Consider the following 25,806-nt stretch of genomic DNA (forward strand, 5'->3'; position numbering starts at 1 on the left):
TGCCCTTAGAGCGCGCTTCAACGAATGCCTGCCGCCTCACCGAGGGCATCGGCCAGCAGTTGGCCGTATGCCTTGAGCCCATTGCCGACGCTGTAGCCTTGTGCCGTGACCCTGGCCTGCTGGCGCAGTTGCCAATGGGCAGCCGGCCGTTCGACGGCATCCAGTACGCGGCGGGCAATCGAGGACGGGGAAAAGAAGTCGACGAGGTGGCCGTTGCGCCCGTCCTCGATCACCTCGCGAACCGGAGCGGTATCCGAGCCGACGACCAGGCAGCCGCTGGCCATGGCCTCCAGCAGCGACCAGGAAAGAACGAAGGGATAAGTGAGATAGACGTGAACGGCGGAAACCTGGAGAACGCGCCTGTAGGTTGCATAGGGCACCTTGCCGAGAAAGTGCACGCGTTCGAGGTCCAGGGAAAGCTCCCCCAGCAGCTTGCTACGCCAGTTCGGCGCGTCCCCGGGCAACCTGCCATAGCTGCAGCCATCGCCCCCGACTATGACCACCTGGACCTGTCGATTGCCGGACAGGATCGACGGCAATGCGCGCATGAAGCTGTGGAACCCCCGGTAGGGCTCCAGGTTGCGCGCCACGTAAGTCACCACAGGCTGCCCGGCACGCAGCACACCGCCACAAGGTAGCGGCAGGCAGGCCAGGGGGTCGGGGCCCAGCTCGTTGACGGGGATGCCCTCGTGGGCGACGCGGATCTTGCCGCGATAGGCCTCGGGGTGCAGGGAATGCTGCCAATACGTGGGGGTGACGCCCCAGTCGCACTGTTCGAGATTGAGCAAGTGCAGGGTGTTGCGCAAGCGCAGCCGCGCCGAGTCGTCCAGCGTCATGGGAAACTCGGGGTCGAAACCCGCGTCGGCGCCCTGGGTCTGGTAGTAGTACTCGCAGAAGTGGATCAGCGGTGCTTCGGGAAACACGTCCTTGAGAAAGAGCGTTTCACCCCATCCGGGATGGCCGAGGATCACATCGGGCCGATAGCCCCGGCGACGCTGCTGCAGAAGGATGCGAGCCACCTGCTGCCCGTGCAGGACCGCGTTCTCCAATGTGTGGAGATAGCCATGGGCCTGCGTGGCAGGGGCACGCCTGGGCCGGTAGCGGGACAACTTCACGCCAGGCAATCCTGGGGCGCTGTCCAGCCCGAGTGCGCGGACCTCGCAACCCTCCTGACCTGCCAGGGCATGGGCCAGGTAGCGGAACTGGCCGGGGAAGTTCTGGTGCAATAGCAGGAGCTTCATCGCGCGCCTGCCGCTCGTTGCGGGTAATCGCCGAGGATGGGCAGGACCATTGCGTTCCTGCTGGATGATGGACGTCGCATGTTTCGCTCCCTGCTGGCCATGGATAGCAGGGAGCTTTTTAGTTTTTGCTCTTTAGGATGTATGCAGCTTGATTCCTACAGGCATTCCTCTTTTTTCCTGATTCCTGCAGGAAAGAGCCTTTTTCAGAAAACCCTCCAAACTGGTCACGGCCCGGCAAATGAAACGGCCCGCACGAGGCGGGCCGTCTTGGTCTTGCCGCACGCTCAATCGGCATGAATGTCGTTATGCCGCGTCTCGCGCAGGAACAGCAGCGAGCACACCAGGCTCACGCCGGTGACCAGCACCGGGTACCAGAGGCCGTAGAAGATGTTGCCGGTGTACACCACCAGGGCGAAGGAGATGGTCGGCAGCAGGCCGCCGAACCAGCCGTTGCCGATGTGGTACGGCAGCGACAGCGAGGTGTAGCGGATGCGCGTCGGGAACAGCTCGACCATCAGCGCCGCCAGCGGGCCGTAGCAGCAGGTGGCGATGAAGATCAGCGCGACGATGATGGCGATCACCATCGGCCGGTTCACCAGCGAGGCGTCGGCCTGGGTCGGGTAACCGGCCTCCTTCACCGCGGCGCCCAGGGCGGCGGCGTCGAAGCCCTCGATGCGCTTCTCGCCCACGCTCACCACCAGCTCGCTGCCGGCCGGCGCGGCCTGGGTGCTGTAGGGCACGCCGCCCTTCACCAGCAGGGTCTTGGCCTTGTCGCAGGGGCTGTCGAATTTGGCCTTGCCCACCGGGTCGAACTGGAAGGTGCAGGTGGCCGGGTCGGCCATCACCACCACCGGGGCCTGGCGCGTGGCCTGGTCGATCTGCGGGTTGGCGTAGTGGGTCAGGGCCTTGAACAGCGGGAAGTAGCACAGCGTGGCCAGCAGCAGGCCGACCACCAGCACCGGCTTGCGCCCGACCTTGTCGGACACCCAGCCGGCCAGCACGAACAGCGGCGCGCCTATCACCAGGGAAATGATCAGCAGCACGTTGGACAGGGCCGGGTCGACCTTGAGCACCTGGGTGAGGAAGAACATCACGTAGAACTGCGCGGCATAGAAGGTCACTGCCTGGCCGGCGTTGATGCTGAACAGGGCGATCAGCACGATCTTCAGGTTGCTCCAGTTGGTGAAGGACTCCTTCAGCGGCGCCTTGCTGACCTTGCCTTCGGCCTTCATCTTCAGGAACGCCGGCGACTCCTGCATCGACAGGCGGATCCAGGTGGAGATGCCCAGCAGCACGATGGACAGCAGGAACGGCAGGCGCCAGCCCCAGCTTTCGAAAGCCTCGCCGGTGAACTGGCGGCAGCCCCAGATCACCAGCAGCGACAGCAGCAGGCCGGCGGTGGCGGTGCACTGGATCCAGCTGGTGTAGGCGCCGCGCTTGTTGGCCGGGGCGTGCTCGGCGACGTAGATGGCCGCGCCGCCGTACTCGCCGCCCAGGGCCAGGCCCTGCAGCAGGCGCAGGGCGATGAGGATGATGGGCGCAGCCACGCCGATGCTGGCGTAGGACGGCAGCAGGCCGACGCAGAAGGTCGACAGGCCCATCAGCAGGATGGTGACGAGGAAGGTGTACTTGCGCCCGATCATGTCGCCCAGGCGGCCGAACACCAGGGCGCCGAAGGGCCGCACCAGGAAGCCGGCGGCGAAGGCCAGCAGGGCGAAGATGAAGGCGGTGGTGTCGTTGACGCCGGCGAAGAACTGCTTGCTGATGACCGCCGCCAGCGATCCGTAGAGGAAGAAGTCGTACCACTCGAACACGGTACCGAGCGAGGAGGCGAAGATCACCTTGCGCTCTTCGCGGCCGCTGGAGCGCCCCCGCTCGAACGACTGGGGCTGTGCTAGATCGGTCATTACGGCTCTCCTGCCCCTCGTGGGGGCTCTTATTGTTGTTTCAGCCTCGACCGCCACGGCCCGGGGGCCGCGCGACGCTGTCTTCTGTCGAACCTGTTCGTCCCGCCGGGGTGGCCGTCAGGACAGGGCCTTCTCCTCGCGCCCGCTGATAGGGATGACCTCGGCGCTGCGCGAGGGTTCGGCAAGAATCATCCGCGCCGCCTTCTCGGCGATCACCAGCACCGGCGAGCAGCTGTTGCCGGAGGTGAGCGCGGGCATGATCGAGGCGTCGGCGATGCGCAGGCCGGGGATGCCGTGCACGCGCAGCTGGCTGTCGACCACGGCAGTGGGCCCCGAGCCCATGCGGCAGGTGCCGGCCGGGTGGAAGATGGTGGTGCCGATGTCCGCCGCGGCGCGCTGCAGGTCTTCCTCGGTCTGGAAGTCCGGGCCGGGCTTGTATTCCTCCGGGCGGAAGCGCGCCAGGGCCGGCGCGGCGGCGATGCGGCGGGTCAGGCGGATGGCGTCGGCGGCCACCCGCAGGTCTTCCGGGTGGCTCAGGTAGTTGGGCTGGATCAGCGGCTTGGCGCGCGCATCGCTGCTGCGGATGCGCACGCTGCCGCGGCTCTGCGGGCGCAGGTCGCACACCGAGGCGGTGAAGGCCGGGAAGGCGTGCAACGGCTCGCCGAAACGCTCCAGGGACAGCGGCTGCACGTGGTATTCGAGGTTGGCCGAGGCCTGGCCGGGATCGGATTTGGCGAAGGCGCCCAGCTGGCTCGGTGCCATGGACAGCGGGCCGCTGCGCTTGAACAGGTATTCCAGGCCCATGCCGACCTTGCCCCAGGGCGTGGCGGCGATGCGGTTCAGCGTGCGGGTGCCCTGAATGCGGTAGATCAGCCGCAGCTGCAGGTGGTCCTGGAGGTTCTCGCCGACGCCGGGCAGCTCGTGGCGCACACCGATGCCCAGTTGCTCCAGCAGGGGCCGCGGGCCGATGCCCGAGCGCTGCAGCAGGGCCGGCGAGCCGATGGCGCCGGCGCACAGGATCACCTCGCGGCGCGCCCGCAGTTCGCGGCGGGCGCCCTGCCAGTCCACCACCAGGCCGCGGGCGCGGCCGTCTTCGAGGATCAGCTGCTGCGCCTCGACGTGGGTCAGCACCATCAGGTTCGGGCGCTGTTCGACCGGACGCAGGAAGGCCTTGGAGGCATTCCAGCGCACGCCGCCGCGCTGGTTCACCTGGAAGTAGCCGCAGCCTTCGTTGTCGCCGCCGTTGAAGTCGTCCACCGAAGCGATGCCGGTCTGCGCGGCGGCCTCGCGGAAGGCATCGAGGATTTCCCAGGACAGCCGCTGCTGCTCCACCCGCCATTCGCCGCCGCCATGGTGGATGGCGCTGTCGCCGGCGAAGTGGTCCTCCATGCCGAGGAACAGCGGCAGCAGGTCGTCCCAGCCCCAGCCGGGGTTGCCCTCGGCGGCCCAGCCGTCGTAGTCGCGGGCCTGGCCGCGCATGTAGATCATGCCGTTGATCGAGGAGCAGCCGCCGAGCACGCGGCCACGGGGGTACTTGATGGCGCGGCCGTTGAGGCCGGGGACCGCTTCGGTGTCGAAGCACCAGTCGGTGCGCGGGTTGCCGATGCAGTAGAGGTAGCCGACGGGGATGTGGATCCACGGGTAGTTGTCCGGGCCGCCGGCCTCGATCAGCAGCACGCGGTTGGCCGGGTCGGCGGACAGCCGGTTGGCCAGCAGGCAGCCGGCGGGGCCGGCACCGACGATCAGGTAGTCGAACGAGTCCAGTGCCTGGGGCATGGGCTGACCTCTTGTTGTTCTTATCGATGCGTCGCTTGAGGCTAGCCGCTCATTCGCGATAAAAAAACGAACATTTCGAGTCAGCTGCTGATCGTTTTCTAACAACGGAGCCCGCCATGTTCGACTGGAACGACCTGCGCTACTTCCTCGAACTGCACCGCAGCGGCCGCCTGCTGGCCACGGCGCGCAAGCTGAACACTACCCATGCCACCGTGGCGCGGCACATCGAGAACATCGAGCGCGACCTGGGCACCCAGCTGTTCGCCCAGCACACCGGCGGCTACCAGCTGACGCCGGCCGGCCTGGCGCTGCTCAGGCACGCCGAGGCCATGGAGAACACCGCCCTCCTCGCCCAGGAGGAAATGAGCCAGAGCATCAGCCCCCTGGGCCAGGTGCGCCTGGGCGTGACCGAGGGCCTGGGCACCATGTTCCTCGCCCCGCGCCTGGGCGAGCTGATGCGCCAGTACCCGGGCCTTGAGCTGGAACTGGTGTCGGTGCCGCGCTTCGTCAGCATCACCAACCGCGAGGCGGACATCGCCATCACCCTGGAAAGGCCCAACGCCGACCTGGTGATCAGCCGCCGCCTGACGCGCTACCGCCTGAGCCTGTTCGCCAGCCCCGCCTACCTGGAAAAGGCCCCACCGCTGCGCGACCGCGACGACCTGTGCAAGCACCAGTGGATCGGCTACGTGGACGACCTGCTGTTCAGCCAGGAACTGATGTTCCACCACAGCTTCTGCCGCCACCCCCAGGTGGTGTTCCGCAGCACCAGCGTGGTGGCCCAGCAGCAGGCCGCGCAAGCCGGCGTCGGCCTGGCCATCCTGCCCCAGTTCATGGGCCTGCACGACCCGCTGCTGGTGCCGGTGCTGCCGGGGGAGTTCATCGAGCGGGAGTACTGGATGTGTACGCGGCGGGAGTTGCACCGGTCGGTGAGGTTGCGGTTGGTGTGGGATTTTCTGCTGGGGCTGTGCGAGAGGGAGCAGGGGATTTTGCTGGAGGGCAAGGCCACTGCGCCTCTGTAGACGCGACGCCCGCTATCAACACGCGCGTTCCGCGGCCAGGCCGGAAACCTGGTCCAGCGTCTGGAGAAACTCGCCGACCTCGCGCCGCGAGCGCAGATGGACGATGCGCCGCCCCTGCCGGTGCGCGTCCAGCAACGCCATCACCTTGGGGCGGCTGCGCTTCGGGTAGTTCCATATCCAGCTCAGGAATGCCGGGTCGGGTAGTTGCTCGGGGCAGCCTTCGGCCATGTCGGGGCGGACCTGGCCGCGGTAGCGGAAGCCGCGACGCAGGGCGCGCCACAGGCAAAGCAGCGGTGGCAGGTCGAGGAAGATCACGGTGTCGCAGGCGGCAAGGCGCTGCGCCAGGGTGCCGGAGTAGTTGCCGTCCATCACCCAGCGCTCGCCCAGGCAAAGCGCCTCCACGCGCGCCTGCCAGTCAGGCTTTGCCGGCTCCACCCAGCCGGGCTGCCAGTACAGCGCGTCCATGTGGATGACCGGTAGAGCCAGGCGTTGGCCGAGAGCTGCGGACAAGGTGCTCTTGCCGCTGCCACCGGAGCCGATGATCAGGATTCTTTGCACAGAACGCTCCCTGTTGGCCTGCTGTGGGCCGCGTATTGTGCGGCAACCCTGCTGTTGGCGTTAAGTGAGTCCAGGCGAACTATCTTGCAGGCCGAACCGCGGCGCTCTTCGTAGGATGGGTGGAGCGAAGCGATACCCATCGCCGTGCTCGGCCGAGCACCGGCCTTGCCGGCGGGATCGCGGACGGAGTCCGCTCCTACAGGTCGCCGGGAAACACGCTATTCCTTCCCCGTAGGAGCGGACCTTGTCCGCGAGCGCCGGAGGTTTCGGCGCGGATCGCGGATAAGATCCGCTCCTACGCTGCCTCACCCACGCCATTCCCATGTAGGAGCGCGCCCTACGCGCGAATCGCGGGCAGGGCCCGCTCCTACAGGATGCATGGGCTCGGTCGAGGGGGTTATTCCGCGCGGGCGTGCTCGACCTTCTCGGACGCGGACCAGATGCGGTAGCGGACTTCGACGTCCTTGGGCGCGTAGATCACGATCGGCAGCTTGCTGTTGTAGCGCAGCAGGAAGCCGTCGCCGACCACCGGTACGAAGTCCTTCCTGCTCTTGCCTTGCGGGCAGGCCATCAGGGTGCTGGCCGGGCCGCTGACCTTGTCCAGGCGGTAGTAGGGATAGCCCCAGCCTTCCAGGGTCTTTTCTTCCAGGCTGCCGCCCAGGCGCTGGCGGTTGCAGTCGACAGTCAGGGTCTTGCCGGCCAGGACCTCGACCTTGAAGTTCTCTTCCTGCGCCTGCTTGGGCAGGTGGATGACCTGCCGCACGAAGCCGTCCTCAGCCTTGGGATAAGGCGCTACGCCCTCGAGCTTGGCGGCGTTGGCCAGGGTGGCGGTGGCGCTGAGCAGCAGCGCGGTGGAAAGGGTGAAACGGGTACAGGGCATGACGCCTCCTTGCCGGTTGAAGGACGAACGCAACGCGCGGATGCGTTCGTCCGGATTGCTTGCGTCCCTTCGACAGCCTGAATGTGCGAATGCTCCTACATGTACGCCCTCAAGCCGTGCCAAGTTGTTTCAGGCTACTTCACCGCCGCTCTTGGCCTGCTGCTCCAGGTGGGCCTGCAGTTCCGGGTCGAGTTGGAGCTGGTAGGCCAGTTCGTCCAGGTAGTTGCGTTCGCTTTCCTGCTGGTCGTCCACCAGCATCACGCTGGCCAGGTACATTTCCGCGGCCTTGCCGGGGTCGCCCTGGGCAGCCCGGGCCACGTCGGTGGCTTCGAGGGGTTTGCGCACCTCGTTGTCGAGCCAGGCCTGCAGTTCCGGCTCGCCGGCGTGGCGGGAGATTTCCGCGTAGATCGCCTGCTTCTCCTTGTCGTCGATGCGGCCGTCGGCCTTGGCCGCGGCGATCAGGGCGATGAGGATGGCGTGGCTGTGGGCTTCGGCTTCGTCGCCGGAGAGCTGGTCGACGGTGGTCGGCGCCTGTTGCGGCGCGGCGGCGGCCTGCTGTCGCTGCCAGTTCTGGTAGGCCTGGAAGGCCATCATGCCCAGGGAGGCGAGCATGGCGTAGTTGACCCCGCCGCCACTGGAGCGCCCCTGGCTGGCCGGGGCGCCGCCGCCGAGCATGCTGCCCAGCACACCGCCGAGGCCGCCCAGGCCACCCAAGCCACCGGCCGATGCGCCCCCACCGGTGGCGCCGCCGAGCAGGCCGCCGAGCAGCCCTCCCAGGCCACCCAGGCCGCCTGCGCCGCCTTGTTGCGCCTGCGCGCCCTGGCCGGCCCGCAGCAGTTGTTCCAGCAGATCCGTGGTGTTCATGGCAGCGCCCTCGGCGTGGTTGCGGTCAGGCAACGATAGTCCCGGTGGCGGATTCCGCCAATGCCGTCCGGGACTATTCAGGGGCGCGCTGAGAATCAGGCCGGCAGTGCCTGCAGGGCCTTCTGCGCCTGGGTTTCCAGCTCGGCCTTGAGGCCGGGGTCGAGGCTCAGCTGGCGGGCCAGTTCGTCGAGGTAGGCGCGCTCCATGTAGTTTTCCTCGTCCACCATCAGCAGGCTGGCCAGGTACATCTCGGCGGCCATTTCCTCGCTCTTGGCGGCGCGCGCCACTTCCTGCGGGTCCAGCGGCTTGGCCAGTTCACGGTCGAGCCAGCCCTGCAGCTCCAGGTCGCCGGTGAGCTTGGCGATCTCGCCGTCGATCAACTGGCGTTCGCGGGCGTCGATGTGGCCGTCGGCCTTGGCCGCCGCCACCAGGGCGCGGAGGATGGCGTGGCTGTGGGCTTCGGCTTCCACCGGCGGCAGGCGGTCGACGGTCTGCGGCTCGCCGCGCGGCGCACTGGCCTGCTGGCGCTGCCAGTTGCCGTAGGCCTTGTAGGCGATCACCCCGAGGGCGGCCAGGCCGCCGTAGGTGACTACCTTGCCGCCCATCTTGCGCGCCTTCTTGCTGCCCAGCAGCAGGCCCAGCGCGCCGGCGGCCAGGGCGCCGCCACCGGCGCCGGAGAGCAGGCTGCCGATGTCCAGGCCGACCTTGCCGGCGCCCTGCCCGGCCTGTGGCTGGCCGCCGGCCTGGGCGAGCCCCTTGTTCTGCAGGAGTTCCTGGCCGGATTTGAGCAGTTGGTCGAGCAGGCCACGGGTGTTCATGGCGGTCTCCTGGGTCGGTTGGGGGGAAACTTCGACTCTAGCGCCCGCCCACGGGGGCGCGCAGGCGCAGAGTGCTTCGGGATATTGCTGAGCCGGCGTCCCATCTGTAGGAGCGCGCCCTGCGCGCGATTCGCGGGCAGGGCCCGCTCCTACAAGTGCAGGAGAACCCCATCGCCATGGCCGCATGGGTTTCGCCGGGGCTCAACCCATCCTACGAAGAGCATCCTGTGCTTGCGCCTTCCATTCGATTTAAAAGAATGTTCCTATGGATTTTCGATAAAGCACAAAGCCATGGCCCGCCACCATGATGACCCTGCGCCAGATCCGCCATTTCATCGCCGTCGCCGAGACCGGCTCGATCTCCGCCGCCGCCCAGGCGGTGTTCATTTCCCAGTCCACCCTGACGCTGGCCATCCAGCAACTGGAGGAGGAGATCGGCGTGCGCCTGTTCGAGCGCCACGCCAAGGGCATGACGCTCACCCACCAGGGCCACCAGTTCCTGCGCCAGGCGCACCTGATCCTGGCCACGGTGGAGAACGCCAAGCGCAGCCTGCAGCAGAGCACCGACAAGGTGGCCGGCAGCCTGACCATAGGCGTGACCAGCCTGGTGGCCGGCTACTACCTGGCCGACCTGATCACCCGCTTCCAGCGCGCCTACCCCAACGTGCAGACCCGCGTGGTGGAGGACGAGCGGCCTTATATAGAGCACCTGCTGGTGAGCGGCGAGATCGACGTGGGCGTGCTCATCCTCTCCAACCTGGAGGACCGCCACGCCCTGCAGACCGAGGTGCTCACCCACTCGCCGCACCGCCTCTGGCTGCCGGCCCAGCACCCGCTGCTGGAGCGCGACAGCATCGGCCTGGCGGACGTCGCCGGCGAGCCGCTGATCCAGCTCAACGCCGACGAGATGGGCCTGCACACCCAGCGCATCTGGTCGCGCGCCGGGCTGGCGCCGCAGGTGACGCTGCGCACCGCCTCGGTGGAGGCCGTGCGTAGCCTGGTGGCCGCCGGCCTGGGCCTGTCGATCCAGCCGGACATGACCTACCGCCCCTGGTCCCTGGAGGGCGACATCATCGAGGCGCGCCCGCTGGTGGACCTGGGCGAGCCGCTGGACGTCGGCCTGGCCTGGCGCCGCGGCACGGCGCGGCCGGCGCTGGTGGACCCGTTCCTCACCGTGGCCCGCGAACAACCCAACGCCAAGCGGCCATCGATCTAGCAGCTTTCGATTTAATCGAATGCCGCTTTCAGTATTTAGAATTTGTCGACCTCAAGCCCGGAATCTAGTCTCTCGCTTCATACAAAAGGGCCGGATCCGGGCAGCCCCTCCGGAGCACGCCAATGGCCCCCGAAAACAAGACCGAGAAGAAAAGAGCCGCGAAGATGAACGCCCTTGCGAGCCCCCCGACCCTGTACACCGAGCTGCTGATCGACGGTCAGCTGGCGGCCGGCCAGGGCCTCGCCGAGGCCATCCTCAACCCCGCCAGCGGCGAAACCCTGGTCAGCGTCGCCGATGCCTCCCCCGAGCAGATCGAGCGGGCCATCGACGCTGCCCAGCGCGCCTTCCCGGCCTGGTCGCGGACCACCCCCGCGCAGCGCTCCGCCGCCCTGCTGGCGATCGCCGACGCCATCGACAAGCGCGCCGACGCCCTCGCCCGCCTGGAGGCCCTGAACTGCGGCAAGCCGCTGCACCTGGCGCGGCAGGACGACATCCCGGCCACCGCCGACGTGTTCCGCTTCTTCGCCGGTGCCGTGCGCTGCCAGCAGGGCCAGCTGGCCGGCGAGTACGTGCCCGGGCACACCAGCATGGTGCGCCGCGACCCGGTGGGCGTGGTGGCCTCCATCGCGCCCTGGAACTACCCGCTGATGATGGCGGCGTGGAAGATCGCCCCGGCCCTGGCCGCCGGCAACACCCTGGTGTTCAAGCCGTCCGAGCACACCCCGCTGTCGATCCTGGCGCTGGCCCCGGCGCTGGCGGACATCCTCCCGCCTGGCGTCCTCAACATAGTCTGCGGCGGCGGCGAGAACGTCGGCAGCCATCTGGTCGGCCACCCGCGGGTGCGCATGGTGTCGCTGACCGGCGACATCGTCACCGGGCAGAAGATCCTCCAGGCCGCCGCGCGCACCTTGAAGCGCACCCACCTGGAGTTGGGCGGCAAGGCGCCGGTCATAGTCTGCAACGACGCCGACATCGAGGCGGTCGTCCAGGGCGTGCGTACCCACGGCTACTACAACGCCGGGCAGGACTGCACCGCCGCCTGCCGCATCTACGCCCAGGCCGGCATCCACGACCGCCTGGTGGCCGAGCTGGGCGAGGCCGTGGCCAGCATCCGTTTCGCCCGCAAGCGCGATGCGGACAACGAAATCGGCCCGCTGATCAGCGCCCGCCAGCGCGACCGCGTGGCCAGCTTCGTCGAACGCGCCCTGGGCCAGCCGCACATCGAGCGGGTGACCGGCGCCGCCGTGCATTCCGGCCCCGGTTTCTACTACCAGCCCACGCTGCTGGCCGGCTGCCGGCAGCAGGACGAGATCGTCCAGCGCGAGGTGTTCGGCCCGGTGGTCACCGTGACCCGCTTCGAGCAACTGGAGCAGGCGGTGGACTGGGCCAACGACTCCGAGTACGGCCTGGCCTCCTCGGTGTGGACGCAGAACCTGGACAAGGCCTTCCAGATCGCCAACCGCCTGCAGTACGGCTGCACCTGGATCAATACCCATTTCATGCTCGCCAGCGAGATGCCCCACGGCGGCCTCAAGCGCTCAGGCTACGGCAAGGACCTGTCCAGCGACTCGCTGCAGGACTACAGCGTGGTGCGCCACATCATGGCCCGCCACGGCGACCGGCTGGATTGAACCACCCGGCGGGCCCGCCCGCCGGTACATAAGAAGCGCCCCGGCGGTACGCCGCGCGAGGGCCGTTGCTCGATTGACACTGCCCCACCAATAGAGACAACAAACGAGGGAGACATCGCATGCGCAAGACCGCACTGCTCAGCGCCATCACCACCGCCCTGCTGGCCAGCGCCGGCGTACAGGCCGCCGATGCCATCAAGGCGGTCGGCGCCGGTGAGGGCCGCCTGGACATCATCGCCTGGCCCGGCTACATCGAACGCGGCCAGTCCGACAAGGCCTACGACTGGGTCACCCAGTTCGAGAAGGACACCGGCTGTCAGGTCAACGTGAAGACCGCCGCCACCTCCGACGAGATGGTCAGCCTGATGGCCAAGGGCGGCTACGACCTGGTCACCGCCTCCGGCGACGCTTCCCTGCGCCTGATCTACGGCAAGCGCGTGCAACCGATCAACCCGTCGCTGATCCCCAACTGGAAGAACATCGACGCGCGCCTGAAGGATGCGCCCTGGTACACCGTCGCCGGCAAGACCTACGGCACCCCCTACCAGTGGGGCCCGAACCTGCTGATGTACAACACCAAGGTCTTCCCCAAGGCGCCGGACAGCTGGAGCGTGGTGTTCGAGGCGCAGAACCTGCCCGACGGCAAGCCGAACAAGGGCCGCGTGCAGGCCTACGACGGCCCCATCTACATCGCCGACGCCGCGCTGTACCTGAAGAGCACCAGGCCGGAACTGGGCATCCAGGACCCGTACCAGCTGACCGAGGCGCAGTACGCCGCCGTGCTCGACCTGCTGCGCAAGCAGCACGCGCTGATCCACCGCTACTGGCACGACGCGACCGTGCAGATGAGCGACTTCAAGAACGAGGGCGTCGCCGCCTCCAGCTCCTGGCCGTACCAGGCCAACGCGCTGAAGGGCGAGAAGCAGCCGATCGCCACCGTGTTCCCGAAAGAGGGCGTCACCGGCTGGGCCGACACCACCATGCTGCACGCCGAGGCCGCGCACCCGAACTGCGCCTACAAGTGGATGAACTGGTCGCTGGAGCCCAAGGTGCAGGGCGACGTGGCCGCCTGGTTCGGCTCGGTGCCGGCCGCGCCGGAAGGCTGCAAGGCCAGCGAGCTGCTCGGCGGCGAAGGCTGCGCCACCAATGGCTTCGACCAGTTCGAGAAGATCGCCTTCTGGAAGACCCCGCAGGCCGAGGGCGGCAAGTTCGTGCCGTACAGCCGCTGGACCCAGGACTACATCGCGATCATGGGCGGTCGTTGAGCACGAGGCTTCGCCTCGCGCCTGACCGGCTCCCCTCTCCCTGAAGGGAGAGGGGGCGTCCAGCCCACCATCCGTTTCTGATCCACCCGATTTTTCCGGGCAGGGCCTTCGCACGCCGATTTCCTGCCCCTGGAGCGTGCCCCATGACCACCCCCGCTGTTCAATTCACCCAGGTCTCCCGCCAGTTCGGCGAGGTGAAAGCCGTCGACCGGGTGTCCATCGACATCAAGGACGGCGAGTTCTTCTCCATGCTCGGCCCCTCGGGTTCGGGCAAGACCACCTGCCTGCGCCTGATCGCCGGCTTCGAGCAGCCCAGCGCAGGCTCCATCCGCATCCACGGCGAGGAGGCCGCCGGCCTGCCGCCGTACCAGCGCGACGTCAACACGGTGTTCCAGGACTACGCGCTGTTCCCGCACATGAACGTGCTGGAGAACGTCGCCTACGGCCTGAAGGTGAAGGGCGTGGCCAAGGCCGAGCGCCTCAAGCGCGCCGAAGAGGCCCTGGGCATGGTCGCCCTGGGCGGCTACGGCGGCCGCAAGCCGGTGCAGCTGTCCGGCGGCCAGCGCCAGCGCGTGGCCCTGGCCCGGGCCCTGGTGAACCGCCCGCGCGTGCTGCTGCTGGACGAGCCCCTGGGCGCGCTGGACCTGAAGCTGCGCGAGCAGATGCAGAGCGAGCTGAAGAAGCTGCAGCGCCAGTTGGGCATCACCTTCATCTTCGTCACCCACGACCAGGGCGAAGCGCTGTCCATGTCCGACCGCGTGGCGGTGTTCAACAAGGGCCGCATCGAGCAGGTGGACACCCCGCGCAACCTGTACATGAAGCCGGCCACGCCCTTCGTCGCCGAGTTCGTCGGCACCGCCAACGTGCTGCGCGGCGACCTCGCCCGGCGCCTGCTCGGCGAGGCCGGGGCCTGGTCGCTGCGGCCGGAGCACGTGCGCTTCGGCCAGGCGCGCGAGGGCGAGCTGCAGGTGGGCGGCACCCTGGTCGACGTGCAGTACCTGGGCGCCGCCAGCCGCTACGAGATCGCCCTGGACGACGGCGGCCGGCTGGTGGCCGCGCTGCCCAACGGCGAGCGCGAGGAGCTGCGCCCGCAGCCCGGCGAGGCGGTCAGCGCCTGCTGGGCGCGCAGCGCGCTGGTGCCGCTGCGCGAGGAGCCGCTGCCATGATGCGCGCGGTCTCCAGCTTCCTCTACCGGCGCGGCAACCTCTACCTGCTGATGCTGCTGATCCCGCCGCTGCTGTGGTTCGGGGTGATCTACGTCGGCTCGCTGTTCGCCCTGCTGTGGCAGAGCTTCTACACCTTCGACGACTTCACCATGGCGGTGACGCCGGAGCTGACCCTGGCCAACTACAAGGCGCTGTTCAACCCCGCCAACTACGACATCGTGCTGCGCACCCTGGGCATGGCCGTGGCGGTGTCCCTGGCCAGCGCCGTGCTGGCCTTCCCCATCGCCTACTACATGGCGCGTTTCGCCGGGCCCAAGGAGAAGGCCTTCTTCTATATCGCGGTGATGCTGCCGATGTGGGCCAGCTACATCGTCAAGGCCTACGCCTGGACGGTGATCCTGGCCAAGGGCGGCATCCTCTACTGGATCATCGAGAAGCTGCACCTGCTGGGGCCGCTGGACCTGCTGCTGGACGTGCCCGGCGTGGGCGGCAACACCCTGTCCACCTCGCACCTGGGGCGCTTCTGGGTGTTCACCTACATCTGGCTGCCGTTCATGATCCTGCCGATCCAGGCCGCCCTGGAGCGCCTGCCGCCGTCGCTGCTGCAGGCCAGCGCCGACCTGGGCGCGCGGCCGCGGCAGACCTTCGCCCAGGTGATACTGCCGCTGGCCTTCCCCGGCGTGGTGGCCGGCTCGATCTTCACCTTCAGCCTGACCCTGGGCGACTTCATCATCCCGCAGCTGGTCGGCCCCAGCGGGCTGTTCATCGGCACCATGGTCTACGTGCAGCAGGGCTCCATCGGCAACATGCCGCTGGCCGCGGCCTTCACCCTGGTGCCCATAGTGCTCATCGCCATCTACCTGTCCATCGCCAAGCGGCTGGGGGCCTTCGATGCACTCTGAACGAGCTTCCTGGCCCCTGCGCCTGGCCGCCTGGGGCGGGCTGGTGTTCCTGCACTTCCCGATCCTGGTGATCCTGCTGTACGCCTTCAACACCGAGGAGTCGGCCTACAGCTTCCCGCTGCAGGGCTTCACCCTGCGCTGGTTCGCCGAGGTGGCCCAGCGCGGCGACGTGCTGGAGGCCATCTGGCTGTCGGTGAAGATCGCCTGCGTCGCCACCCTGGTAGCCATGGTGCTCGGCACGCTCGCCGCCGGCGCGCTGTACCGCAGGGACTTCTTCGGCAAGGAGGGCATCTCGCTGATGCTGATCCTGCCCATCGCCCTGCCCGGCATCATCACCGGTATCGCCCTGCTGTCGGCGTTCAAGACCCTCGGCATCGAGCCGGGCTTCCTGACCATCGTCATCGGCCACGCCACCTTCTGCGTGGTGATCGTCTACAACAACGTGATAGCGCGCTTCCGCCGCACCTCGTTCAGCCTGATCGAGGCCTCCATGGACCTGGGCGCCGACGGCTGGCAGACCTTCCGCTACATCGTCCTGCCGAACATCGCCACCGCCCTGCTGGCCGGCGGCATGCTGGCCTTCGCGCTGTCCTTCGACGAGATCATCGTCACCACCTTCACCGCCGGCCACGAGCGCACCCTGCCGCTGTGGCTGCTGAACCAGCTCACCCGCCCGCGCGACGTGCCCATCACCAACGTGGTGGCCATGCTGGTGATGCTGGCGACCATGCTGCCGATCCTCGGTGCCTACTACCTGACCCGCGGCACCAGCGACATGGCCGGCGGCGGCAAGTGAACAGGCCCCCGCCCGGCGGGGAAGCAGCCACCGAACCAGAGGAGCCCGCCATGCAAAGCAAACTGCTGATCAATGGCCAGTTCGTCGCCGGCGAAGGCGAGAAACTGGACATCCTCAACCCCTCCACCGGCGAAGTGCTGGGCCGGATAGCCGAGGCCAGCGAGGCCCAGGTGGACGCCGCCGTGCGCGCCGCCGACGCGGCCTTCGACGGCTGGTCGCAGAGCACCCCGAAGGACCGCGCGCTGCTGTTGCTGCGCCTGGCCGACCGGATCGAGGAGCACGCCGAGGAACTGGCGCGCCTGGAATCGCAGAACTGCGGCAAGCCCTACGCCGCCGCGCTGAACGACGAGATCCCGGCCATCGCCGACGTGTTCCGCTTCTTCGCCGGCGCCTGCCGCTGCCTGCCCGGCTCGGCGGCCGGCGAATACCTGCCCGGCTTCACCTCGATGATCCGCCGCGACCCGGTGGGGGTGATCGCCTCCATCGCGCCCTGGAACTACCCGCTGATGATGGCCGCCTGGAAGCTCGGCCCGGCCCTGGCCGCCGGCAACTGCGTGGTGCTCAAGCCCTCGGAGCAGACGCCGCTGACCGCCCTGCGCCTGGCCGAGTTCATCGCCGAGCTGTTCCCCGCCGGGGTGGTCAACCTGGTGTTCGGCCGCGGCCCCACGGTGGGCAGCCCGCTGGTCAGCCACGCGCTGGTGCGCATGGTCTCGCTGACCGGCTCGGTGGGTACCGGCAAGAGCATCATCCGCAGCGCCGCCGACAGCGTGAAGCGCCTGCACATGGAGCTGGGCGGCAAGGCCCCGGTGATCGTCTTCGACGACGCCGACCTGGCCGACGTGGTCGAGGGCATCCGCACCTTCGGCTTCTACAACGCCGGGCAGGACTGCACCGCGGCCTGCCGCATCTACGCCGGCAAGAAGATCTACGACAACTTCGTCGCCGACCTGGCCAGCGCCGTGTCCAGCCTCAAGACCGGCCTGCAGGACGACCCGGCCACCGAGCTGGGCCCGCTGATCACCGCCAGCCAGCGCGAGCGCGTGTCCGGCTTCGTCGAACGGGCCAAGGCCAGCCCGCACATCCGCATCGCCACCGGCGGCAGCGCGGTGGCCGGCCAGGGCTTCTTCTACCAGCCGACGGTGGTGGCCAACGCCCAGCAGGACGACGAGATCGTGCGCAACGAAGTGTTCGGCCCGGTGGTCTCGGTGACCCCGTTCAGCGACGTCGAGCAGGCCATCCGCTGGGCCAACGACTCCGAGTACGGCCTGGCCAGCTCGGTGTGGACCCGCGACGTCGGCCGCGCCTCGCGGGTGGCGGCGCGGCTGCAGTACGGCTGTACCTGGGTCAACACCCACTTCATGCTGTGCAGCGAGATGCCCCACGGCGGCTTCAAGCAGTCCGGCTACGGCAAGGACCTGTCGATGTACGGGCTGGAGGACTACACGGTGGCGCGGCACATCATGATCCGGCATTGAGGCCGGCTATCGCGGACGGGGTCCTACGCCATGCCCCACCTGTAGGAGCGGGCCCTGCCCGCGATTCGCGCGCAGGGCGCGCTCCTACAGGTTGAAGCTGAACTTCGCGCTCATGCCGGACAGCCCCCTCTCCCGCAAGCGGGAGAGGGTTGGGGAGAGGGGACGGCGTCAATCCGAAGCACGGTGCCGCCGGTGAACATTATTCGCGGACAAGGTCCGCTCCTACAGGGTCACGATGCAAGGCCAATCCGTAGGAGCGGGCCCTGCCCGCGATTCGCGCGCAAGGCGCGCGTTTCTCGGTGTCAGAGGTCGATCACCAGCCGTGGCGTGCGCGAGCGGGACACGCAGAGCATCAGGCTCTGCTGCGAAGCCTTTTCCTCGTCGCTCAGGTACTGGTCGAAATGCTCCGCCTCGCCTTCGAGGATGGCCGTCTCGCAGGTGCCGCAGACGCCCTCGCGGCACAGGCACTCGACCTTGGCCGCCTTCACGTTCTCGATGGCCTGGAGGATGGTCATGCCCTCCTCCACCCGCAGTTCGCGGCCGGAGCGGGCCAGCACCACGGTGAAGGCGGCGCCTTCGGCCGGGGCGGCGGCGAACTGTTCCCAGTGCACGCGCTCATCGCCGATGCCGGCCGCTTTCGCGCCTGCGATCACCGCGTCGATCAGCGGCTTGGGCCCGCACACGTATACATGTGCATCCTCGGCCAGGCCGGCGAACAGCGCCGCCAGGTCGAGCTTGCGCGCCAGGCTGTCGATGTAGAAGCGCACGTGTTCGGCGTGCGGGCCCTGCTCCAGCTCGGCCTGGAACGCGCCATGCTCCGGGCTGCGGAACGCGTAGTGCAGTTCGTAAGGCGTGGCGCCGCCTTCCAGGTCGTGCAGCTGGGCCAGGAACGGGGTGATGCCGATGCCGCCGGCGATCAGCACGTGGCGGCCGGCGCCGGGGTCCAGGGCGAACAGGTTGTTCGGGGTGGAGATGGTCAGCCGGGTGCCGACCTCCACCTGCTGGTGCATGAAGGCCGAGCCGCCCCTGGACTGCTCTTCCAGGCGCACGCCGATCTGGTAGTGGCTGAGGTCGCGCGGGTCGCTCATCAGCGAGTAGGCGTTGCTGAAGGTGCCACCTTCGGCGTCCTGCACGATCACGTGGCTGCCGCCGCTGAAGGCCGGCATCGGCTGGCCGTCCTCGCGCACCAGGGTAAAGCGCTTGATCAGCGGCGTCGCCTGTTCCACCGCGCTGACGCGGACGCTGAACATCTCGTATTTGTTGGCCATCATTCACCTCGACTGCATCGGCGCGCGGCAGGCCCTGCCGCGCGCCGGAACCCGTTGCCCGCTCAGACGGCGAGGCACAGGTACTTGATTTCCAGATAGTCCTCGATGCCGTACTTCGAGCCTTCGCGGCCCAGGCCGGACTGCTTCACCCCGCCAAACGGCGCCACCTCGTTGGAGATCAGCCCGGTGTTGATGCCCACCATGCCGTACTCCAGGCGCTCGGCGACCTTGAACACGCGGCCGAGGTCGCGGCTGTAGAAGTAGGCGGCCAGGCCGTACTGGGTGGCGTTGGCCAGCTCGATCACCTCGGCGTCGGTGGAGAAGCGCACCAGCGCCGCCACCGGGCCGAAGATTTCCTCTTCCAGCAGCGCCATGCCCGGGCGGATGCCGGCCAGCACCGTGGGCTCGAAGAAGCCGCCGCCCAGTTCGTGGCTGCGGCCGCCCAGAACCAGCTCGGCGCCCTTGCCGACGGCGTCGTCGATCAGGCTGCGCACCTTGGCCACCGCCTTGTCGCTGATCAGCGGGCCGACCTGGGTGCCCTCGGCGCCGCCGTGGCCGACCTTCAGCTCGCGCACGCGCTCGACGAAGCGGGCGGCGAAGCGCTCGTACACCGCGTCGTGCACGTAGAAGCGGTTGACGCACACGCAGGTCTGCCCGGCGTTGCGGTACTTGGCGACCAGCGCGCCTTCCACCGCCGCCTCGATGTCGGCGTCGTCGAAGACGATGAAGGGGGCGTTGCCGCCCAGTTCCAGGGAGACCTTCTTGATGGTCTCGGCGCACTGCCCCATCAGCAGGCGGCCCACCGGGGTCGAGCCGGTGAAGGTCAGCTTGCGCACCAGCGGGTGGCCGGTGAGCTGCGCGCCTATGGCCACGGCGTCGCCGGTGACGATGCTCAGCAGCCCGGCCGGCAGCCCGGCGCGCTCGGCCAGCTCGACCAGCGCCAGGGCGCTGAACGGCGTCTCGTTGGCCGGCTTGAGCACCACGCTGCAGCCGGCGGCCAGGGCCGGGGCGACCTTGCGGGTGATCATCGCCGCCGGGAAGTTCCACGGGGTGATGGCCGCGCACACGCCGATGCCCTGCTTGATCACCAGCAGGCGCTTGTCGTTGCTCGGGCTGGGGATGACGTCGCCGTAGATGCGCTTGCCTTCCTCGGCGAACCACTCGACGAAGGCGGCGGCGTAGCGGATCTCGCCCAGGGCCTCGTGCAGCGGCTTGCCCTGCTCGAAGGTCATCAGCCGGGCCAGGTCGTCCTCGTTTTCCAGCAGCAGCTCGAACCAGCGGCGCAGCACCTGGGCGCGCTCCTTGGCGGTCTTCGCGCGCCAGCCTTCCAGGGCGGCGTCGGCGGCCTCGATGGCGCGGACGGCCTCGGCGCCGCCCATCAGCGGCACCTGGCCCAGCAGCTCGCCGGTGGCCGGGTCGGTCACCGCGACGGTGCGGCCGTCGTCGGCGTCGCACCAGGCGCCGGCGATGTAGGCCTGCTGGCGGAACAGTTTCGAATCGTTGAGTTTCACGCAAGTCTCTCCAGGCGCCGCCGCCGGCCGCGCGGGCCGGCGGCGGTCAGCCTCAGGCGTCCAGGTGGGCGACGGCGATCAGGTTGTGGAAGTGGGCGATGCCGTGCTCGCTGATGCCACTGCGCTGCTTGTCCACCATGATCCGGCCCTGGCCGCGGTAGCCGCGGGACTTCAGGCCCTTCTGCACGCTTTCCACCAGGCGCAGGTCCTCGGGGCGGAACACGTCGCGGTACCACTCCACCAGCACCTTCTGCTCTTCGGTCAGCTCCTTGTCGAGGAAGTAGATGTCGTAGTGCTGCAGGGTGGTCTCGGCGTCCACCGGGAACTCGTAGATCACGGTCATGAAGTTGGCGCCCGGCGGCACGTTGAACATGGTGCAGGGCCAGGCCCAGAAGCCGGCGAAGGACGGGTCGGTGACCGACTCGTCGACCTTGAACGACTGCTCCGAGGACTTGGCGATGCCGTACTGCAGCGACCAGTTGCCGTGCAGGGTGTGGCCGTACTGGCCGACGTCCACCGAGTCGGCGAAGCTGGGGTGCGCCGGGCCGCAGTGGTAGCACTCCATGTAGTTGTCGACGATGGACTTCCAGTTGGCCGGGGTGGTGGTGACGAAGCGCGCCGCCAGCTGCAGGTCGTCGATCACCGCGCAGGCCTGGCGCATGCGCGCCTGGAGGCCCGGCAGCTGGTCCTCGACGCTGCCGGCATCGTTGTCCATGTTGATGAAGATGAAGCCGGCGTATTCCTCGACGCGCAGCGGCACCAGGCCGTAGTCGCCCTTGTCGAAACCCTGCACGGCATCGCAGTTGCGCACGTGGGTCAGCTCGCCGTCGAGCTTGAAGGTCCAGGCGTGGTACGGGCAGGCGATGACGTTCTTGGCCTTGCCGCTGCCTTCCAGCAGCTGGTGGCCGCGGTGCGGACAGACGTTGTAGAAGGCGCGCAGCACGCCGTCGCGGCCACGCACGACGATGATGCTTTCGCCGATCACCTCGCGGGTGATGTACGCGTTGTTCTCCGCCACTTCGCTGCGGTGCGCCACGCAGATCCAGCTGCGGGCGAAGATGGCTTCCTTCTCGTGCTCGTACACCGCCTTGCTGGTGTAGAAGTGCGCGGGGATGGTGAAGGCTTCTTCGTGGTTGGTGCAGAAGTCGGCTGGCAGGCGTTGGAAGTCGTTCATCGGTTGGTCTCCGGTGTCGGGCACGGGCGTGGCCGTGCTTTTTACTTATTGGTTAACGGATATCTATTGGTTAACAAGCCGGGCAAAAAAATTTGCCGCAAGGTGCCCGCCTCCACTCGGGAGACGGGCCGTATCGCTTACTGCGCTGGCGCCGCGGCGGCCACCGGTTGCGGCTCGGCGTGGGGCTCCTCGCCGGCCAGGCGGGTGGCCTCTTCCTCGATCAGGTGCGCCGGCATCTGGCCGTAGTCCTGCACCATCCACTTGAGGAAGCCGTAGATCTTCACCAGCAGGATCGCCATGAACGGGATCGCGGTGAGCACCACGGCCGTCTTCATGGTCGACAGCGAGGCCTTGGCGAAGAGCATGGCCAGCGGCACCAGGGTCAGGGTCACGCACCAGAACAGCCGGTGGGTCGGCGTCGGGTCGTCGCCTTCCTGCAGGTTGCGGGTGCTGGTGGCGGCCACCGCGTAGGCCGCGGCGTCCATGTGCGAGGCGCAGAACACCGCCATGATGAACAGGTACACGGCGAGGAACGCCTTGCCCATCGGCAGGGCCGCCAGCAGCGCTTCCACCGCGCTCTCGCCGCCGTGCTCGCTGAGGATCTTCGGCACGTCGATGGCGCCGCTGATGAACTGGTGCATGCTGTAGCTTTCCAGCGCGCCGAAGAAGAACCAGCAACCGAAGCTGCCGCCCATCAGCAGGGCGAACACCACTTCCTTGATCTGCCGGCCGCGCGACACGCGGGTCACGAACATGGCCACGCCGGGCGCGTAGGACACCCACCAGAGCCAGTAGAACACCGTCCAGTTGCGGGTGAAGGCGCCATCCCCCGCCGGGTCGGTGAACAGGCTCATGTGCACGTAGTTCTGGATCATCAGGCCGATGGAATTGGCCGTGTTGTTGATGGTGAACTGCGTCGGGCCGACCAGCAGCACCACCGCGGCGAACACCAGGGCGCCGTAGCAGACCATCTTGCTCAGGTGCTGCAGGCCGCCGTCGATGCCGATGTAGGAGCTGAGCGAGAAGAGCACGGCGATCACGCCGATCACCATCAGCTGCACCATGAAGGTGTCCGGCGTGCCGACCAGACCGGACAGGCCGCGGGTGAGGGTCGAGGCGGTGAGCGCCAGGGACACGGTGAGCGCGCCCATCATGGTCAGCAGGAAGATCAGGTCCACCGCGCGGCCCACGGGCCCCGTGGCCTTGAAGCCGGTGACGGCCTCGACGATGGAGGCCAGGTTCAGGCCGCTCTTCTTGCGCACGTGGAAGTGGTAGGCCATGGCCAGCGAGGCCAGCGCGTAGATCGACCAGGCGCTGATGCCCCAGTGGAAGAACGAGTAGCTGACGCTGTATTCCAGCGCCTGGGCCGACTCGGGGACCATGTTCAGGCCGGGGGTCTGGTAGTAGTAGGCCCACTCCATCACGCCCCAGTACAGGGTCGAGGACCCCATGCCGGCGCAGATGAACATGAACACCCAGGTGGCGGTGGAGTATTCCGGCTTGCCGCTCCCCAGGCGGATGTTGCCGTACTTGCTGAAGGCCAGGTACAGCACCACCAGGGAACTGCCGAACACCAGCAGTTGCACGCTGGTGCCGAAGGTACGGGTGGAGAGTTCGAACAGGGTGTTGGCCAGTTGCCCGGACTGCTCCGGGAACGCGGCCAGGCCGACCACGGTGAGCAGCACGGCGACAAGGCTTACGGTTATCAGGAACACATCAATCTTTTTGTTCTTGTGCGACATCAATCGACTCCTGGAGCTATGGAAGTCTCCCCGCCCGCGGGTAGGCAAATCCCGTCTGTGGGTGGGAAGGGTTATTTCGTTCGGCTGGGCTTGTTCTCCTTTCTGTTAACCTTAAGTTAACTAAAATCCAATAGTTAACAGTTTGCCTGTAACTCCTCTTGCCTGCAAGCCTGAGGCGCAGGTCTCACGCGGCTTTCCGGATGATCGGCGGCCCGCGTCCGTCGCGCGGCGGGCCGCCAGGGCGCACTCAGCCGGCGACGCGCGCGGCGATGGCCTCGCCCACTTCCCGGGTGGAGCGCTGGCCGCCCATGTCGCGGGTCACCTCGCCCGCGGCGATGACCTGCTCGATGGCCGCGAGGATGTCGTCGTGGGCGGCGCGGTAGCGCGCGTCGCCCTGGCCGAGGAAGTCCAGCATCAGCGCGCCGGACCAGATCATGGCGATGGGGTTGGCGATGTTCTGGCCGTAGATGTCCGGCGCCGAGCCGTGCACCGGCTCGAACAGCGAGGGGAACTTGCGCTCCGGGTTGAGGTTGGCCGAGGGCGCGATGCCGATGGTGCCGGCGCAGGCCGGGCCGAGGTCGGAGAGGATGTCGCCGAACAGGTTGGAGGCCACCACCACGTCGAAGCGCTCCGGCTGCAGCACGAAGCGCGCGCAGAGGATGTCGATGTGCTGCTTGTCCCAGGTGATGTCCGGGTACCCGGCAGCCATGGCCGCGGTGCGCTCGTCCCAGTAGGGCATGCTCACGGCCATGCCGTTGGACTTGGTGGCCGAGGTCAGGCGCTTGCGCTCGCGGGTCTGGGCCAGGTCGAAGGCGTACTTGAGGATGCGGTCGACGCCGCGGCGGGTGAACACCGACTCCTGCAGCACGAACTCGTTCTCGGTGCCCTCGAACATGCGCCCGCCCAGGGAGGAATACTCGCCCTCGGTGTTCTCGCGGATCACCACGAAGTCGATGTCGCCGGGCTGCTTGTTGGCCAGCGGGCACGGCACGCCGGGGAACAGGCGCACCGGGCGGATGTTCACGTACTGGTCGAACTCGCGGCGGAACTTCAGCAGCGAGCCCCACAGGGAGATGTGGTCCGGCACCTTGTCCGGCCAGCCGACGGCGCCGAAGTACAGGGCGTCGAAGCCCTTGAGCTGTTCGAACCAGTCGTCGGGCATCATCTTGCCGTGCTGCAGGTAGTAGTCGCAGCTGGCCCACTCGAAGTGCTCGAACTCCAGCGCCAGGCCGTGCCTGGCCGCGGCCGCCTGGACGACGCGCAGGCCTTCGGGAAGGACTTCGTTGCCGATGCCGTCGCCGGCGATGGCGGCGATGCGATAGGTCTTGCTCATGCTGGGCACACTCTTGTTGGTATCAGGGCTGGTTGGTATCAGGGCTTGTTGGGTGTAGGGAAAGCGTGCTGCCCATGCTATAAGCGCCAATAGAAAACATAATCCCGCCATCCATGGATTCTTAAGACACGAATCGTGAACAATCTGCCGAACCTGGAAGACCTCGCCGTCTTCGTCCAGGTCGCCAGGCGCGCGAGCTTCGCCGCCGCCGCCGGCGAGCTGGGCATGTCCACCGCCTTCATCAGCAAGCGTATCCGCCTGCTGGAGCAGAACCTCGGCGTACGCCTGCTGCACCGTACCACCCGGCGGGTGTCGGTGAGCGAGGACGGCGAACGCGTCTACCACTGGGCGCTGCGCATCCTCGACTCGGTGCAGCGCATGGGCGACGAGGTCTCGGCGCTGCACCGCGAACCCAGCGGCCAGCTGCGCATCGCCAGCAGCCTGGGCCTGGGCCGGCGCTTCGTCGCCCCGGCGCTGTCGGAACTGGCGGCGCGCTACCCGCAGCTGGACATCCGCCTGGACGTCCACGACCGCCTGGTGGACCTGCTGGCCGAGGGCGTGGACCTGGACATCCGCGTGGGCAACGAGATCGCCGCCAACCTCATCGCCAAGCCCCTGGCGCGCAACCGCCGGGTGCTCTGCGCGGCCCCGGAGTACCTGGAAAGGCGCGGCACGCCGCGCAGCCTGGCCGAGCTGACCAGCCACGACTGCCTGGTGATCAAGGAGCGCGACCACCCCTTCGGCATCTGGCACCTGGAAGGCCCGAACGGCGAGGAAAGCGTGAAGGTCACCGGGCCGCTGTCGTCCAACCACGGCGAGGTGGTGCACCAGTGGTGCCTGGACGGCCGCGGCGTGCTGCTGCGCTCCTGGTGGGACGTGCACGACAGCCTGGCCGACGGGCGCCTGGTGCAGGTGCTGCCCGAATACCAGCAGGCGGCGGACATCTGGGCGGTGCACGCCTCGCCCCTGGCCAGCTCGGCCAAGGTGCGGGTGGCGGTGGAGTTCTTCCGCCAGTACTTCGCCGAGCGCTACACGCTGCCGGAGGGCTGAGCGCAGCGCGGGTTTCAAGCCGATCGCGGACAGAGTCCGCTTGTGTCTGCGACTTTCGATAGGATCGAAGGTGAGAGCGACGGGAGGCAAGCTGCAGGTCCGCGGTGTCGCGAGCACGAGTAGGAGCCCAAGCTGCCTCCCGTCGTCCCTCTGACTCAAGCCCGAACAGTTGAACGAGCTAAACCTCGAACCACAAGCGTGGGCAGTCAGA

21 protein-coding genes are annotated in these 25,806 nt (G+C 67.9%); 9 read left to right on the plus strand and 12 right to left on the minus strand.

Annotated elements, in window-relative coordinates:
• Positions 1-17: 17 nt before the first annotated feature.
• The 3 genes from DK254_RS20455 to DK254_RS20465 form a co-directional block, all read right to left on the minus strand.
• Positions 18-1,241 (minus strand): glycosyltransferase family 4 protein, encoded by a 1,224-nt coding sequence (locus DK254_RS20455; RefSeq protein WP_109935237.1) that lies wholly within the window; start codon positions 1,239-1,241, stop codon positions 18-20.
• Between the two features lie 284 nt (positions 1,242-1,525).
• Positions 1,526-3,148, minus strand: coding sequence for an MFS transporter (locus DK254_RS20460; protein WP_109935238.1), 1,623 nt, complete (start codon positions 3,146-3,148; stop codon positions 1,526-1,528).
• Between the two features lie 117 nt (positions 3,149-3,265).
• A complete protein-coding gene (locus DK254_RS20465; RefSeq protein ID WP_109935239.1) occupies positions 3,266-4,924 on the minus strand; it encodes a GMC family oxidoreductase in 1,659 nt (552 codons plus the stop codon).
• A gap of 116 nt (positions 4,925-5,040) precedes the next feature.
• On the opposite strand from DK254_RS20465, the gene DK254_RS20470 reads away from it, so the two are divergent.
• The gene (locus DK254_RS20470) at positions 5,041-5,946 is read left to right on the plus strand and encodes a LysR family transcriptional regulator (protein WP_109935240.1); all 906 of its coding nucleotides are present in this window, start codon (positions 5,041-5,043) and stop codon (positions 5,944-5,946) included.
• 15 nt (positions 5,947-5,961) lie between these two features.
• Here the strand turns inward: DK254_RS20470 and DK254_RS20475 are convergent, their stop codons facing one another.
• The 4 genes from DK254_RS20475 to DK254_RS20490 all read right to left on the minus strand — a co-directional run bounded on the left by DK254_RS20475 (position 5,962) and on the right by DK254_RS20490 (position 9,066).
• Positions 5,962-6,504 carry a topology modulation protein gene (locus DK254_RS20475; RefSeq protein WP_109935241.1) on the minus strand — a complete coding sequence of 181 codons (543 nt, stop codon included), beginning with the start codon at positions 6,502-6,504 and terminating at the stop codon, positions 5,962-5,964.
• 397 nt (positions 6,505-6,901) lie between these two features.
• Positions 6,902-7,384: a serine protease inhibitor ecotin gene (gene eco / locus DK254_RS20480; protein WP_109935242.1), complete on the minus strand. Its 483-nt coding sequence runs from the start codon at positions 7,382-7,384 to the stop codon at positions 6,902-6,904.
• 129 nt (positions 7,385-7,513) lie between these two features.
• Positions 7,514-8,248: a tellurite resistance TerB family protein gene (locus DK254_RS20485; protein ID WP_109935243.1), complete on the minus strand. Its 735-nt coding sequence runs from the start codon at positions 8,246-8,248 to the stop codon at positions 7,514-7,516.
• Positions 8,249-8,343: 95 nt separating this feature from the next.
• Positions 8,344-9,066 carry a tellurite resistance TerB family protein gene (locus DK254_RS20490; RefSeq protein WP_109935244.1) on the minus strand — a complete coding sequence of 241 codons (723 nt, stop codon included), beginning with the start codon at positions 9,064-9,066 and terminating at the stop codon, positions 8,344-8,346.
• Between the two features lie 304 nt (positions 9,067-9,370).
• On the opposite strand from DK254_RS20490, the gene DK254_RS20495 reads away from it, so the two are divergent.
• From DK254_RS20495 to DK254_RS20525, 7 genes are all read left to right on the plus strand, one after another.
• Positions 9,371-10,282 carry a LysR family transcriptional regulator gene (locus DK254_RS20495; RefSeq protein ID WP_089391497.1) on the plus strand — a complete coding sequence of 304 codons (912 nt, stop codon included), beginning with the start codon at positions 9,371-9,373 and terminating at the stop codon, positions 10,280-10,282.
• A 164-nt stretch (positions 10,283-10,446) separates the two neighbouring features.
• Positions 10,447-11,913: a gamma-aminobutyraldehyde dehydrogenase gene (locus DK254_RS20500; RefSeq protein WP_109935799.1), complete on the plus strand. Its 1,467-nt coding sequence runs from the start codon at positions 10,447-10,449 to the stop codon at positions 11,911-11,913.
• A 119-nt stretch (positions 11,914-12,032) separates the two neighbouring features.
• Positions 12,033-13,178, plus strand: coding sequence for a putative ABC transporter substrate-binding protein YdcS (ydcS, locus tag DK254_RS20505; protein WP_109935245.1), 1,146 nt, complete (start codon positions 12,033-12,035; stop codon positions 13,176-13,178).
• Positions 13,179-13,321: 143 nt separating this feature from the next.
• Positions 13,322-14,344, plus strand: coding sequence for an ABC transporter ATP-binding protein (locus tag DK254_RS20510; RefSeq protein ID WP_109935246.1), 1,023 nt, complete (start codon positions 13,322-13,324; stop codon positions 14,342-14,344).
• On the plus strand, positions 14,341-15,246 hold the full coding sequence (locus DK254_RS20515; RefSeq protein WP_109935247.1) for an ABC transporter permease: 906 nt from the start codon (positions 14,341-14,343) through the stop codon (positions 15,244-15,246). Before DK254_RS20510 ends, DK254_RS20515 begins: the two co-directional genes overlap by 4 nt.
• Positions 15,236-16,042, plus strand: coding sequence for an ABC transporter permease (locus DK254_RS20520; protein WP_109935248.1), 807 nt, complete (start codon positions 15,236-15,238; stop codon positions 16,040-16,042). The genes DK254_RS20515 and DK254_RS20520 overlap by 11 nt, the downstream gene beginning before the upstream one ends.
• A 50-nt stretch (positions 16,043-16,092) precedes the next feature.
• A complete protein-coding gene (locus tag DK254_RS20525) occupies positions 16,093-17,517 on the plus strand; it encodes a gamma-aminobutyraldehyde dehydrogenase (protein ID WP_109935249.1) in 1,425 nt (474 codons plus the stop codon).
• 302 nt (positions 17,518-17,819) lie between these two features.
• Here the strand turns inward: DK254_RS20525 and DK254_RS20530 are convergent, their stop codons facing one another.
• From DK254_RS20530 to DK254_RS20550, 5 genes are all read right to left on the minus strand, one after another.
• The gene (locus tag DK254_RS20530; RefSeq protein WP_109935800.1) at positions 17,820-18,785 is read right to left on the minus strand and encodes a PDR/VanB family oxidoreductase; all 966 of its coding nucleotides are present in this window, start codon (positions 18,783-18,785) and stop codon (positions 17,820-17,822) included.
• Positions 18,786-18,847: 62 nt separating this feature from the next.
• Positions 18,848-20,296 (minus strand): NAD-dependent succinate-semialdehyde dehydrogenase, encoded by a 1,449-nt coding sequence (locus DK254_RS20535; RefSeq protein WP_109935250.1) that lies wholly within the window; start codon positions 20,294-20,296, stop codon positions 18,848-18,850.
• A 52-nt stretch (positions 20,297-20,348) separates the two neighbouring features.
• Positions 20,349-21,470, minus strand: a complete 1,122-nt coding sequence (locus tag DK254_RS20540) for an aromatic ring-hydroxylating dioxygenase subunit alpha (RefSeq protein WP_109935251.1) — start codon at positions 21,468-21,470, stop codon at positions 20,349-20,351.
• A 137-nt stretch (positions 21,471-21,607) separates the two neighbouring features.
• Positions 21,608-23,212: a BCCT family transporter gene (locus tag DK254_RS20545; RefSeq protein WP_109935252.1), complete on the minus strand. Its 1,605-nt coding sequence runs from the start codon at positions 23,210-23,212 to the stop codon at positions 21,608-21,610.
• A gap of 247 nt (positions 23,213-23,459) precedes the next feature.
• Entirely contained in the window at positions 23,460-24,545 is a 1,086-nt protein-coding gene (locus DK254_RS20550; RefSeq protein WP_089391920.1) for a tartrate dehydrogenase, read from the minus strand.
• 135 nt (positions 24,546-24,680) lie between these two features.
• On the opposite strand from DK254_RS20550, the gene DK254_RS20555 reads away from it, so the two are divergent.
• The gene (locus DK254_RS20555) at positions 24,681-25,595 is read left to right on the plus strand and encodes a LysR substrate-binding domain-containing protein (RefSeq protein ID WP_109935253.1); all 915 of its coding nucleotides are present in this window, start codon (positions 24,681-24,683) and stop codon (positions 25,593-25,595) included.
• Positions 25,596-25,806: the final 211 nt, after the last annotated feature.

Origin of the sequence: Pseudomonas sp. RW407 (assembly GCF_003176655.1) — a bacterium.
GTDB lineage: Bacteria > Pseudomonadota > Gammaproteobacteria > Pseudomonadales > Pseudomonadaceae > Pseudomonas > Pseudomonas delhiensis.